Here is a 12,365-nt window from a genome sequence, read left to right as displayed (position 1 = left end):
ATCAGCGCGAGTTATGTGCGTCTACGTCCAGATAGCGCCAGTTGGTCAGTTCCACCGGATGACGCTGGTAATGCTTCAGCCACGGCTGTTGCAGGTCGGCGGAAATCGGATGCGTCAGCAGCACCCACGGCGTGTAGGCGTGGATGAGCTGCGCCATTTCATCGTACAGCGCGGTGCGTTGCGGCGAGTCGCCCATGCTGCGGCTCTGCTCGTAGCGCTGGTTGTAGGCGGGCAGGTTGAAGCGCGAATAGTTGGCGCGGCCGCTGTTGGGGCCGTATAGCAGCTGGTAGAAGTTTTCGCCGTCGGGGAAGTCGGCCACCCAGTTGGTTTCGAACATCATCACTGAGCCCAGGCGCGAGGCTTTGATGATCTCGGTTTTTTTGTCGCTCTTGAAAGTCACTTTCAGGCCGATGGCGTTCAGATTCTTGCGCCACAGCTCATCGCGCAGGCGGCCGACGGTGGACGATTCGCTGTGCATCACCAGCGTCAAAGGCTTGCCGTCGGGCTGGGTGCGGAAGCCGTCGGCGGCCTTGCGGTAGCCGTAGCGTTCCAGCAGCGCGTTGGCCAGCGCGGGATCGTAGGCGACCGGGCTGCGGTAGGCGGGATCGTAGCCCAGCACATTCGGTGGCAGCGGCGTCACGGCCGGCAGCGCCAGGCCCTTCTTCATCAAGGCCACATCCTCGCCGCTGTTATAGCCCAGCGCGATGGCGCGCCGCAAGGCCAGTTTCTCCTTGCTGTAGCCGCCGATCAGCGGGTCGTCCATGTTCATCCACATGTAGTACGTTTGCAGCACGGGGAAGGGCGACAGCACCATGCCCTGCTTCGCCAGCGCCGGTTTCAGCGTCGGCTTGGCGTCGGCGGTCAGCACCATGTCCTTCATCGATTCAGGCAGTTGCTCAAGGAAGTCGAATTCGCCGTTCAGGAAGCCCAGCACGCGCGACTGGTATTCCTCGACGACCTTGATATCGACCTGATCCAGCAGAGGCAAGCGCCGGCCCTCAAATATCGTCGGCCGGAAGTCGCGGTTGGCCAGCAGCGTGATCTGGTCGCTGTGTTTCCAGCGTCCCATCATGAAGGGACCGGTGCCGACCGGGTGATTGCCGGCTTGGGCGCCGTAAGCCTCCATCACCTCGCGCGCGACCACGCCGGTGGAGGGCGTCGCCAGGTAGAACAGGAAGTTGGGATCGGCGGCATGGAGCTTGATACGCAGGGTGAACTTGTCCACCGCTTGCAGGCCGGCGATGTTGCTGTCGTAGCTGAATTTGGCCTTCAGCGCTTCGTCGCCGGCGATCTTGCCTTCCAACAGAAACAGCCACGGCGATTTCAACGTCGGATCGTACAGGCGCTTCAGGCTGTAGACGTAATCCTGCGCGGTTACCTGGCGATGCACGCCCTTGAACGCCGGATCGGGCGTGAAGTAGATGTCCTGCCGCAGATGGAAGGTGTAGCTCAGGCCGTTGTCTTCCACGGTCGGCATGGCGCTCAGCGTGTTGGCTTGCAGTTTGACGGGGCGGGCCAGGTAGTCGTAGCGCAGCAATGGATCGAACAGGTTTTCCAGCAGGCTGAGGCTGGCGATATCGGACGCCACCGCCGGATCGAGGCCGGTCTCGCCGGTGCTGAGGAAGGCGTGCAGGACCTTGGGTGCAGGCGGCGCAGGTGGCTCGGCTGCGGCGAGGCCGGAGGACAACGCCAGCGCCAGCAGGGCTGCGGCATAACTTTTGGGCATCAGGTCCATTCCACATCGCATACGTAAAGCGGCAGCTTATAACTTTTTTCGCAGGCTTACCCGCTATACTTCGAAAATCGCCCACTGCTTTCAGGAAAATTTCTAGATATGTCGCTCAATTACATCTGGTCCGGCTTCTTCCTGGTCGGCTTTGCGGCCGCGCTGGTGCAGTTCCTGCTGACGGGCGACACCGAAATCTTCAAGCGCATCATCGACGGCACCTTCGACTCCGCCAAGGCCGCCGTGATGGACATCGCGCTGCCGCTGGCCGGCGTGATGACGCTGTGGCTGGGCATCATGAACATCGGCGAGAAAGCCGGCGCCATCGACCTGCTGGCGCGGCTGATCCAGCCGTTCTTCTCGCGCATCTTCCCCGGCGTGCCGAAGAACCATCCGGCCACCGGCCACATGGTGATGAATTTTTCGGCCAACCTGCTGGGCCTGGACAACGCCGCCACACCGTTCGGCCTGAAGGCCATGGAAAGCCTGCAAACGCTGAACCCCAGCAAGGACGAGCCGACCGACGCGCAGATCATGTTCCTGGTGCTGCACACTTCCGGCCTGACCTTGATCCCGCTGGCCATCATGGCGCAGCGCTCGATCCTGGGCGCGGCCGATCCGTCCGACATCTTCATTCCCTGCATGATCGCGACCTACGTGGCGACCGTGACCGGCATCATCGCCGTCGCCATCCGCCAGCGCATCAACCTGTTCAACGGCGTGGTGCTGAGCTGGCTGGGCGGCATGACGGCCGCCATCGCCGGCATGGTCTTTTACTTCACGCATTACCTGACCAAGATCGAGATCGAGCTGTTCTCCAAGGTCTTCAGCAACCTGGTGCTGATCGTGGTGATCGCCGGCTTCATCATCGGCGCGCTGCGGCGCAAGGTCAACGTCTACGAAGCCTTCATCGAAGGCGCCAAGGGCGGCATCCAGACCTCGATCACAGTGATTCCCTACCTGGTCGGCATGCTGGTGGCGATCAGCGTGATCCGCAACGCCGGCGTGTTCGCCTATGTGATGGACTGCTTCGGCTGGCTGTTCGGCCACCTGGGCGTCAACACCGATTTCGTGCCGTCGCTGCCGACCGCGCTGATGAAGCCGCTGAGCGGCAGCGCCGCCAAGGCCATGATGATCGACACCATGCGCACCTACGGCGTGGATTCGTTTGTCGGCCGCCTGGCCTGCGTGTTCAACGGCTCGGCCGACACCACCTTCTACATCGTCGCGCTGTACTTCGGCTCGGTGGGCATACGCAAGACGCGCTACGCGATTTCCTGCGGCCTGATCGCCGACCTGGCCGGTGTCATCGCCGCCATCTTCGTCTCCTACATCTTCTTCCATTGAACAAGGTCGCCATGTTCCGTCGCCTCATTCTCGCCGCGCTGATTGCCACCGGCACCGCCCACGCCGCCGACCTGCCGGAGCCGATCGGCGCCCTGCTGCAGGCGGCGCATATTCCGCTGGAAGGCGCCGGCATCGTCGTGCTGCGCGGCGACACCACACTGGTCTCGCACAACGCGCAGCAAAGCATGCAGCCAGCCTCCACCATGAAGCTGTTCACCACGTTGACGGCGCTGGAGCAGCTGGGCCCGGCCTTCCGTGGCCGCACCGAGTTCCGCAGCAGCGCCGAGGTGGTCAACGGCGTGCTGCAAGGCGACCTGATCCTGCGCGGCGGCGGCGATGTCGACCTCAACGAGGACGTGCTGCTGCACATGCTGCAAGCGTTGCGCAACCAGGGCATCCGAAAGATCAAGGGCGACGTGATTCTGGACCGTCTACTGTTCCAGCCGGCGCGGTCGGATGTGGGCCAGCCGCCGTTCGACGAATTCCCGTGGGCTTACTACAACGTGATCCCCGACGCGCTGCTGACCAACACCAATTTGCTGAAAGTGGAAATGCGCTCGACCGGCAACAAGATCGGCCTGGTGATGATGCCGGAGATGGACAAGGTCAGCATCCGCTCGGACATGAAGCTCAGCGATGCGCCGTGCGCGTCGTGGGAGCAGGGCTGGCGTTCGCCGGACGTCGCGCGTAGCGGCGACAAGATTGAAGTAGTACTGCACGGAAGCTACCCCAAGAACTGCATCAAGTCGACCAGCGTCGATGTGCTGGACCATCACGACTATCTGGAGCGCTTGCTGCGCGCCACCTGGCGCAAGCTGGGCGGCAGCATAGTCGGCGACGTGCGCGAGGCCGGCGTGCCAGCGGCCACGGACACGCCAACCGCTACCGTGACCACCTCGGCCACCGCGAGCGATGCCGCAGCGGCGACTGATGCGACGCCCGCCGACGCGCCAACGCCGGCCCCGGCCACCCGCCTGCTGGCCGAACACGTCTCCCGCCCGCTGCCGGAAATGCTACGCGACATCAACAAGTTCTCCGACAACACCCTGGCCCGCACAGTCTTCCTGATGCTGGGCAGCCTGCAAGCCGACCCGGTGCTGGGCAGCCGCCCGATCGCGCCCGACGGCAGCCAGGCCAGCACGCCGATGCGCGCCGAAACCGCGATCCGCGGCTGGCTGCAAAACCAGCGCATCGACGCCAACGGCCTGGTCTTCGACAACGGCTCCGGCCTGTCCCGCACCGAGCGCACCACGCCGGCGCAACTGGCGGGCGTGCTGCAAGCCGGCCTGAAAAGCCTGTGGATGCCCGAGTTCCTGTCCAGCCTGCCGATCGCCGCCACCGACGGCACCATGCGCAAGCGCCTCAAGGACAGCCCGGCCGCACTGCGCGCCCGCATCAAGACCGGCAGCCTGAAAAGCGTGATCGCCATCGCCGGCTACGTCACCGACGCCAACAACCAACCCTGCATCGTGGTCGCCATCCTGAACGACGAGCACGTCGCCAACGGCGCCGGCCGCACCGTGCTGGACGGCGTGATCGATTGGGTGTCCCGCTCCAAGTAAGCTGTAATTTTCCAAACTGAAATTCGCGTAGAATGATTTGAACATAACGCAGCGGGGAACATTGCAAGATGTCCTTAACCGTCACCGAAATACTGGGCCGCTCTCAAGAGGGACAAACACGCCCTTACATCTGTCGGTGCGATGACGGTGACGTCTACTTCGTCAAAGGGAGATCGACCACTCGGTATCAACTTATCGCCGAGTGGATATGCGCTCAGTTATGCACAGCGCTGGAATTGCCAATTGCCCACTATGCCTTGGCGACAGTACCCGTCGAAATAATCGAAGCTGACTTAACCGGCGACTACCAGGACTTGGGTTCGGGCCCAGTCTTCGCCTCCCGCCGCGTGAACGCAAGAAACCTGATGCGCAGCCATATCAAACGGGTACAGCAAAGCCTGCGTCGCGACATCATCTTGTTTGACTGGTGGGTACACAATGCGGATCGCAACTTAACTGACATCGGCGGCAACCCCAATCTCCTCTGGACTGTCGGTGATCCACCAGCCTTGGTCATGATTGATCACAATTTGGCTTTTGATGCGGACTTCGACCCAACACAATTCCTTCATCTGCATGTATTTTCCTCAGAAGTGGCCGATCTGTTCAGCGATTTCCTCCTGCGCGACACATACCGTACCCGCTTTGCCACGGTACTGGAAAATTGGGATGATATTTGTGATACGCTGCCTTTAGCTTGGCACTTTATCGACGCCGAAATGACCATGCCGGCCAAGTTCCCGTTTGATGAGATCAAGCGGCTTCTGGAGCGTGCCTTAACAGATGCATTCTGGCAGTTACCACCAACATGAATATCGCCTGTCATTACGCCATTGTTCGCTTTACCCCGTTCATAGAAACGGGGGAGTTCGCCAATGTCGGCTTGGTGATGCTCGCGCCTGGAATACGCTACTTCGGGTTTAAGCTTTTGGTCAACCGACACGCTCGCGTGACTAATTTCTTTGAAGGGCTAGACCCCAGAGTTTTCAAAACATCGATCGGCGACCTGCGCGAGGAGATGGATCGGCTCGGTTTGATATTGAACCAGACTGGCAACTACGACAAGGAAACGCTGCTGCGCATTTGGACAGAGCTGATTAAGCCCCGCGAAACCATGTTGCGCTTTAGCGAACCACGTCTGGTCTTGGCCGAGGATTGCAAAGCAAAACTGCTGGAGCTCTATGACTACTATGTCGGGCACAACTTCGCGAACAAGGAGTATCAGGAAAAACTGCTGGAACGCGATGTCAGCGGATGGCTGCGTGATGCAGGACTCCAAAACAAGTTCCATGCGGCGCGCATAGGAAACGAGGAATATCACGCGCATTTTCCTTTCGTGGCAGGTTCGGAAGAGCATCCCGAAAAAATCATCAAGCCGCTCAACCTCAATTACACTGATGCCGCGAAAATCATCGACCATGGCGGCCAATGGCTCTACCGCATAGATTCGCTCAAGAAGCGCGACCTGTTGCCCCCTCAAGTCCTCTTCACCGTCAAAGGGCCTGAGTCCAACGAGACTACACCGCGCGGCCGAGCCCAGAGCGAGATTGTCGCTGAGTTGAAAGCAAAGAACGTGATCGTAGTGAACCACGATAGCGTTACGCCAATCCTGGAGTTTGCTCGCTCCCGGTAATCACACCCCCGGCAACCCTTCCTCCACCAGATAATCGATGAACGCCCGCACCTTCAACGCCAGGTGCGGGCCGGGCATGTAGACCGCGTGCACGGTGCCGGCATACGGCTCGTCGAAAATCCACTCCGGCAGCACCTGCCGCACCCGCTGCTGCGCCAGCGCCGGGCGCGCCGTGAAATCCGGCACCAGGCCGATGCCACCACCCGCCTCCACTACCGCCATCAAGGCCGCGCTGTTATTGATCGTCAGCCGCGATGGCACGCGGATGCTGGCCGTCTCGCTACCGCGCCGCAAGCTCCATGCGTCGCCAAAGCGCGCGTAGCCCAGGTAGCTACACTGATGCGCCGGCAGCTCGTGGGGCGACTGCGGCTCGCCATGCGCGTCCAGATACTGCTGCGACGCCACCAGCACATAGCTCACCGGCCCCAGCGTGCGCGCCGCCAGTCCCGGGGCCAGCTCGGTCGCGATGCGGATCGCCAGGTCCATGCCTTCCTCGATCAGGTCGATCTTGCGGTCCATCAGTTGCAGCTCGACATTCACCTCGGGATAGCGCGCCAGGAAGCCCGGCAGCTTGGGCGCTAGCCACACCTGCCCCAGCACGATGGGCGCGCTGACGCGTATCGTGCCGTTCGGCCGCGCGCTGTAGCTGCCGGCCAGCGCGTGCACCTCGCGCGCCGTGCTCACCATGCGCGAACAAGCCGCATGCACCTGCTGCCCCAGCTCGGTCAGCGACAGCGATCGCGTGGTCCGATGCAGCAACCGTCCGCCCATGTGCGCCTCCAGCCTCGACACATGGCGGCTGACCGCCGACGTGGTCAGCTCCAGCTGCCGCGCCGCCGCCGAGAAACCACCGCTGTCGACCACCTGTGCAAAGATGGCCATTTCCTTCAACATTTCCATCGCATCGCTCCACCGTTGCAGCTGCATCAACAATGCTTTGCATTGTAAGCGGATTGTGTATTTTTTGTGCAGCCGCGATACTAAAAGCACCACATCACGCAGGGAGTCATCATGAAACAACGTACTTTAGGCAGCCAGGGTCTGACGGTATCGGCGCAGGGCTTGGGCTGCATGGGCATGAGCAATACCTACGGGCCGGCCGACCAGACCGAGGCGGTCGCCACGCTGCACCGGGCGCTGGAACTGGGCGTCAACTTCTTCGACACGGCCGAACAATACGGTCCTTACGACAATGAAGCGCTGCTGGGCCGCGCCTTCACCGGCCGCCGCAGCGAGGTCATCCTCGCCACCAAGTTCGGCTTCGACATCCGCGACGGCAAGACCGTCGGCGTGACCAGCGACCCGGCCCATATCCGCGAAAAAGTGGAAGGCTCGCTGCGCCGCCTGAACACCGACTACCTCGATCTGCTGTATCAGCACCGCATCGATCCGCTGGTGCCGATCGAGGACGTGGTGGGCGTCATGGCCGACCTGGTCCGCGAAGGCAAGGTGCGCTACCTCGGCCTGTCCGAGGCGGGCGTGGCCAACATCCGCCGCGCCCATGCGGTGCACCCGATCAGCGTGCTGCAAAGCGAGTATTCGCTGTGGGAGCGCAACCTGGAAGCCGACGTGCTGCCGGCGCTGCGCGAACTGGGCATCGGCCTGGTGGCGTTCAGCCCGCTGGGACGGGGTTTCCTGGCCGGCACCGCCAAGCGCGCGGAAGAGTATCCGCCGAACGATTTCCGTCATCTGGACCCGCGCCTGCAAGGCGAGAACTTCGACCGTAATATGGAGGCGGCCGCCATCGTGCGCGAGCTGGCCGATCATCGCCTGGTCACGCCGGGGCAGATCGCGCTGGCCTGGGCCATGCAAAAGGGCGACGATATCGTGACCATCCCCGGCACGCGCCGTCGCGCCTTCCTGGAGCAGAACGTGGCGGCAGCGGAGATCACGCTGGATGAGACCGAGATGGCGGTGCTGGATAGCGCGCTGAAACAGGTGTCCGGCCTGCGCTACAGCAAGGAGCGCATGGCGATGGTGGATCGCTGAGTTAATCCACTACAGTACGCGGATGTAGTCGCGGCGCACCAGCAAACGGTCGCCGCAATCGAAGTGCCACCATTCGCTGTTGATGCCGACCCAGCCGGCCTGCAACATGGCGTCGCGCAGCAGCTGGCGGTTGGCGATCTGCTGCGCCGTCAATTCGCCGCGCGCCAGCAGTTCAGCCTCCAGCGCCGGATGCGAGCGTTCGGACAAATCATCGAAACCGGTGCCCATGTCCAGCTCGCGGCCTTGCGCGTCCAGCAAAGTCAGGTCCAGCGCCATGCCGAAGGAATGGATGGAGCCGCGCGCCGGATCGGCGATGTAGCCCAGCAGCTCCGTGCCTTGCAGCGCCAGCCACAGCTGCTCCTGCACGCGCTGCGGACGCAAGGCGTCCAGCACCAACACCTTGCAATCGGGCCGACGTTCGGCCAGCCACGCCACCACCTTCTCCAGCGCCGCTGCCGCATTGTTGTGCAGCCAGGCGCAATCGAGCGGCGAATACAAATCGCGGCCGACAAAATTATCCGGCGTGGCGTAGCGCAGCTCGACGGCGATGCCGTCTATGCTGTCGAGACGCCGGAAATCGGGATGGCCGGCAATTTCTTCACAGGTGATGGTGAAAGCCATGCGGCGCTCCGTGCAAATTATTCAGTCGGCACGGTGCCCGGCGCCGGTTGCGGCGGCGGCATCACCGTCGGCGGGATCGCCATTTGCATGGCAGGCAGCGGACTGGTCAGCACATCGAGGATGGCCGCCGTTTCCGCATCCGGCACACCGTCATACAGCGACTGGCGGTATTTGGACTGGAACACCACCATCACGTTGCGGGTGGCCTGGTCCATCTCGCCCGTCTGCGGCACCGCGTAGCCGTGCTGGGCCAGCTTGCGCTGGAACCATGCCACGTCCGGCAACTGCTCCTGGAAGCCCGGCAGGCGCGCCGCCACGCGGCTCGCTTCCGGCCACGCGACCAGGCCGGCGTCGGCCAGCTGCTTCCACGGGAATTTCGGGCCGGGGTCCTGCTTGCGCTGCGGCGCGATATCGTTGTGGCCAAGGATATTTTCCGGCTTGATGTCGTGGCGCGCCACGATCTGCTTCAACAGCAAAATCAGCTGGTCGATCTGCGCCTGCGGGAACGGCGCATACACGCGGCCCTGCGGCGTTTCGACAAAACCCGGATTGACGATCTCGATGCCGATCGACGCCGAATTGAGCTGGTTGTAGATCTTCCAGCTGCTCAGCCCCGCATGATTGGCCTGGCGCGACTCGTCCACCAGCGTGTAGAAGAACGGCTGCTCCGTATCGGTCAGCAGGTAGTGGGCGCTGACTTCCTGCTGGGTCAGGATCTTGATCGAACGCGGCAGGTCACTGACCGTGTAGTGGATGATGATGTACTTGATGCGATCGCTCTGGCTGCGCGCGCTCAACGTCGTATCGAGGCGTGGGCCGGCGGGTGGCGCGGTGGCGCAGCCTGCCAGCAGGGCGACGGCGGTGGACAGGGCGGCAAGCGGAAGAATCTTCATCATTGGCGGTCTCGGCAGCGGTTCAATTGCATGAGTGTAGAGCAATGCGGGCCGCAGCGTGGTGCGACTGCGCTTCTTTTTGCCGCAGCGACAGTTCCGGCGGCAGCGCCGCGCGCATCGCCTGCGCGATCAGCGGATGCAGCATGGCGGCACGTCCGCTCAGCACCAGCGGGCGCGGACCATAGCGGCCCACCAGCGCCAGCGCTATGCGCGCCAGCTCCTGGCCCGCCTGTTCGAGGATGGCGCGCGCCACCGGATCGGCATCGGCGCTGGCGGCCACGGCCAAGGCTAGGCGGCCGATGGCGCCCCGGTCCTGGCCATAGATGAACTGGCGCGACAAGGCCCAGTCGCTGCCGCCGACCTGCTCGAACACCGCGCATGCCATCGGCGATTGCTGCCAGACGCCGGGCTGCTCGTCCTCCAGCCGCCAGATGTGGCGCATGGCTTCGCGCGCAATCCAGAAGCCGCCGCCGCCGTCGTCCAGCGTGACGCCGCGTCCGCCGGCGCGGTGGAACACGCCGTCCTCGGCGATCCAGGCGGCGATGGAGCCGGTGCCGGCGTAGACCAGATAGCCTTCGCCGGGCGCGAAACTGTCGAGATAGGCGATTTCCACGTCGTTGCGCAGCGTTACCGCTGGCGGCGCGACTTGCAGCAGTTCCGCCAGCCATTGCGCGGGCAGCGTGGCCAGGCCGTCGAAGCCGGTCAGGCCGGCGCACACGCCCAGCGGCTTGCCCACCGCCAGCACCTGGGTCGCCAGCATCGAGAAGATGCCGCGTACCGCGTCGCGGCCGGCGGTGTTGCCCATCTGCGTGGCGGACATGCCGGCCACCGCGCCCTCGGCCACGATCGCACCTGCCGCATCGGCCAACGCCCAGCGGGTTTGCGTGCCGCCCGCGTCGATGCCCAGTCCCAGCTCGCTCATATGTCGCTCCGTGATAGTCAGCGCATGACGCTGATACGTTCGCTTTCATTACCCAAGCGGTCGATGGCGCTGACCACCACCGCCTGCGCCGCGCCTGCCGTCGCATCGTCCGGCAACAGCAGCACCGCACGCGAGGCGGGCGCCACCGCGAAGCGCCATTCCGAACCGTAGCGTGACCAGATCGCATAATGCGCGACCGGCTTGCCGCCGCCGGCAGACAATTTCAGCCCCACGCCATTGCCTTCGCGCCGCACGGCAACGCTCGGCGCCAGCGGCAGATCCGAGCCCAGCCACGGACTGGCCGGGGCCAGCGCGGCAGTCTGATAGGTCTGCGTCCGCAGTTGATCAGCGATGCCCTTGCGGTTGTCCATCAGCGCCGCGATGCTGAAATGCAGGTGGCCCTGCACGCCGGCGCGGCTGCGCGTGACGCCGATCTGCTTGACGATCTCTTCCGGCGCGAACGCCTTGGCGCTGTTGTCGATGCGGCTGGTGTACAGGCCCGGCCAGACGTGGCGCGCGCGAGTGTTCTGCGCCAGCCAGTAGTCGAGCAGCACGTCGAACGCTTGCGGCGCCTGCGCCACCGGCCAGTACAGCTGCGGCGCCAGGTAGTCGAGCCAGCCGTTGGCCAGCCACAGTTCGGCGTCCGCATACAGCTTGTCGTACTGGCTGAAGCCGACAATGCCGGCCGGGCGCCGGTCCGGGCGGCCGATGCCGAACGGACTGATGCCGAAGCGCACCCAGCTCTTTTCCTTGTGGATGCCGAGGTACATCGCCTCGATCAGCGAATTGACGTTCTGGCGGCGCCAGCCGGCGCGGTCCAGCGTGCCGCCGCCCAGCAGATAGTGCTGCCACGACGGCTGGTCCGGGAACTCCAGCTCCTGCTTCTGGCCGACGCCGGCGTCCAGCGCCACGCCTTCCGGGCCGGCCGTGCTGGCGGCCGTGTCGATCGGGTAGGGATAGAAATAATCGTCGATGTGGACGCCGTCGATATCGTAGCGGCGCACCACGTCCAGCACCACGTCCAGCGTGTGCTGCGAGGCGGCGGCTTCGCCCGGATCCATCCACAGGTAGCGGCCGTAGGATTTGACCACGTCGGGATTGGTGCTGCCGATGTGGTTGCGCGCCAGCGGCGACTTGGCCGTGGCGTGGCGGGCGCGGTAGGGATTGAACCAGGCATGTAGCTCCAGCCCGCGCGCGTGCGCCTGCTCGATCCAGAATTGCAGCGGATCCCAGGCGGTGGCCGGCGCGCGGCCCTGCTGGCCGGTCAGGAACTCGGACCACGGCTCTAGTTCGGACGGATATATCGCATCCGCGCTCGGCCGCACTTGCAGCACGATGGCGTTCAGGTTCAGCGCCTGCGCGCGGTCGAGGATGGCGAGCGCTTCGGCCTGCTGCTTGGCCATGGTCAGGTTGCTGCGGCTAGGCCAATCGATGTTGGCCACGGTCGACACCCAGGCTGCGCGGAACTCGCGCGGCGCCGGTGGCGGCATATTCATATCGAACGGTGCCGCTGGCGCAGGGACGCCGGCCGCCGGCGGACGCGGCGTGGCGCCGGTTGGCGGGGCAGGCGTTATCGGTGTGCTGGAACAACCATCCAGCAGCACGGCCAGGGCGCCGGCCATGCCGGCTGTCAGCGTCAGCCGCTTCTTTGCATTAAAAACCAAAACCATTC

At 63.8% G+C, this 12,365-nt stretch carries 11 protein-coding genes; 5 read left to right on the top strand and 6 right to left on the bottom strand.

Annotated elements, in window-relative coordinates; genetic code table 11:
- Position 1: 1 nt before the first annotated feature.
- On the bottom strand, positions 2-1,735 hold the full coding sequence (locus D0T21_RS21695) for an ABC transporter substrate-binding protein (RefSeq protein ID WP_116991373.1): 1,734 nt from the start codon (positions 1,733-1,735) through the stop codon (positions 2-4).
- A 99-nt stretch (positions 1,736-1,834) separates the two neighbouring features.
- Between D0T21_RS21695 and D0T21_RS21690 the strand changes: the two genes are divergently transcribed.
- From D0T21_RS21690 to D0T21_RS21675, 4 genes are all read left to right on the top strand, one after another.
- The gene (locus D0T21_RS21690; protein WP_116991372.1) at positions 1,835-3,073 is read left to right on the top strand and encodes a nucleoside recognition domain-containing protein; all 1,239 of its coding nucleotides are present in this window, start codon (positions 1,835-1,837) and stop codon (positions 3,071-3,073) included.
- 11 nt (positions 3,074-3,084) lie between these two features.
- The gene (locus tag D0T21_RS21685) at positions 3,085-4,635 is read left to right on the top strand and encodes a D-alanyl-D-alanine carboxypeptidase/D-alanyl-D-alanine-endopeptidase (RefSeq protein ID WP_116991449.1); all 1,551 of its coding nucleotides are present in this window, start codon (positions 3,085-3,087) and stop codon (positions 4,633-4,635) included.
- A gap of 68 nt (positions 4,636-4,703) precedes the next feature.
- Positions 4,704-5,447, top strand: a complete 744-nt coding sequence (locus D0T21_RS21680) for a HipA family kinase (RefSeq protein ID WP_116991371.1) — start codon at positions 4,704-4,706, stop codon at positions 5,445-5,447.
- Positions 5,444-6,268 (top strand): DUF3037 domain-containing protein, encoded by an 825-nt coding sequence (locus D0T21_RS21675; RefSeq protein WP_116991370.1) that lies wholly within the window; start codon positions 5,444-5,446, stop codon positions 6,266-6,268. The genes D0T21_RS21680 and D0T21_RS21675 overlap by 4 nt, the downstream gene beginning before the upstream one ends.
- Here the strand turns inward: D0T21_RS21675 and D0T21_RS21670 are convergent, their stop codons facing one another.
- Positions 6,269-7,195, bottom strand: coding sequence for a LysR family transcriptional regulator (locus D0T21_RS21670; protein WP_229211589.1), 927 nt, complete (start codon positions 7,193-7,195; stop codon positions 6,269-6,271).
- A gap of 84 nt (positions 7,196-7,279) precedes the next feature.
- On the opposite strand from D0T21_RS21670, the gene D0T21_RS21665 reads away from it, so the two are divergent.
- Positions 7,280-8,257, top strand: a complete 978-nt coding sequence (locus D0T21_RS21665; RefSeq protein WP_116991369.1) for an aldo/keto reductase — start codon at positions 7,280-7,282, stop codon at positions 8,255-8,257.
- 9 nt (positions 8,258-8,266) lie between these two features.
- On the opposite strand, the gene D0T21_RS21660 is transcribed toward D0T21_RS21665, so the two are convergent.
- From D0T21_RS21660 to D0T21_RS21645, 4 genes are read right to left on the bottom strand one after another with little or no spacing between them, the layout of a single operon-like run.
- Complete coding sequence (locus tag D0T21_RS21660; RefSeq protein ID WP_116991368.1) at positions 8,267-8,878, bottom strand: M15 family metallopeptidase; 612 nt, start codon at positions 8,876-8,878, stop codon at positions 8,267-8,269.
- Between the two features lie 17 nt (positions 8,879-8,895).
- Positions 8,896-9,771, bottom strand: a complete 876-nt coding sequence (locus D0T21_RS21655; RefSeq protein ID WP_199538524.1) for an N-acetylmuramoyl-L-alanine amidase — start codon at positions 9,769-9,771, stop codon at positions 8,896-8,898.
- 22 nt (positions 9,772-9,793) lie between these two features.
- Positions 9,794-10,693: an N-acetylglucosamine kinase gene (locus D0T21_RS21650; RefSeq protein ID WP_116991366.1), complete on the bottom strand. Its 900-nt coding sequence runs from the start codon at positions 10,691-10,693 to the stop codon at positions 9,794-9,796.
- A 17-nt stretch (positions 10,694-10,710) separates the two neighbouring features.
- Positions 10,711-12,363: a glycoside hydrolase family 10 protein gene (locus D0T21_RS21645; protein WP_116991365.1), complete on the bottom strand. Its 1,653-nt coding sequence runs from the start codon at positions 12,361-12,363 to the stop codon at positions 10,711-10,713.
- Between the last annotated feature and the right edge of the window lie 2 nt (positions 12,364-12,365).

The organism is Duganella sp. BJB476 (assembly GCF_003416895.1).
Classification (GTDB): domain Bacteria; phylum Pseudomonadota; class Gammaproteobacteria; order Burkholderiales; family Burkholderiaceae_D; genus Rugamonas.
This window is presented reverse-complemented; position numbering and strand designations above follow the sequence as displayed.

Coding starts and splice junctions, on each gene's coding strand:
- D0T21_RS21695 (WP_116991373.1), bottom strand. CDS start 1,735: ATGGACCTGATGCCCAAAAGTTATGCCGCAGCCCTGCTGGCGCTGGCG.
- D0T21_RS21690 (WP_116991372.1), top strand. CDS start 1,835: ATGTCGCTCAATTACATCTGGTCCGGCTTCTTCCTGGTCGGCTTTGCG.
- D0T21_RS21685 (WP_116991449.1), top strand. CDS start 3,085: ATGTTCCGTCGCCTCATTCTCGCCGCGCTGATTGCCACCGGCACCGCC.
- D0T21_RS21680 (WP_116991371.1), top strand. CDS start 4,704: ATGTCCTTAACCGTCACCGAAATACTGGGCCGCTCTCAAGAGGGACAA.
- D0T21_RS21675 (WP_116991370.1), top strand. CDS start 5,444: ATGAATATCGCCTGTCATTACGCCATTGTTCGCTTTACCCCGTTCATA.
- D0T21_RS21670 (WP_229211589.1), bottom strand. CDS start 7,195: ATGCAGCTGCAACGGTGGAGCGATGCGATGGAAATGTTGAAGGAAATG.
- D0T21_RS21665 (WP_116991369.1), top strand. CDS start 7,280: ATGAAACAACGTACTTTAGGCAGCCAGGGTCTGACGGTATCGGCGCAG.
- D0T21_RS21660 (WP_116991368.1), bottom strand. CDS start 8,878: ATGGCTTTCACCATCACCTGTGAAGAAATTGCCGGCCATCCCGATTTC.
- D0T21_RS21655 (WP_199538524.1), bottom strand. CDS start 9,771: ATGAAGATTCTTCCGCTTGCCGCCCTGTCCACCGCCGTCGCCCTGCTG.
- D0T21_RS21650 (WP_116991366.1), bottom strand. CDS start 10,693: ATGAGCGAGCTGGGACTGGGCATCGACGCGGGCGGCACGCAAACCCGC.
- D0T21_RS21645 (WP_116991365.1), bottom strand. CDS start 12,363: ATGGTTTTGGTTTTTAATGCAAAGAAGCGGCTGACGCTGACAGCCGGC.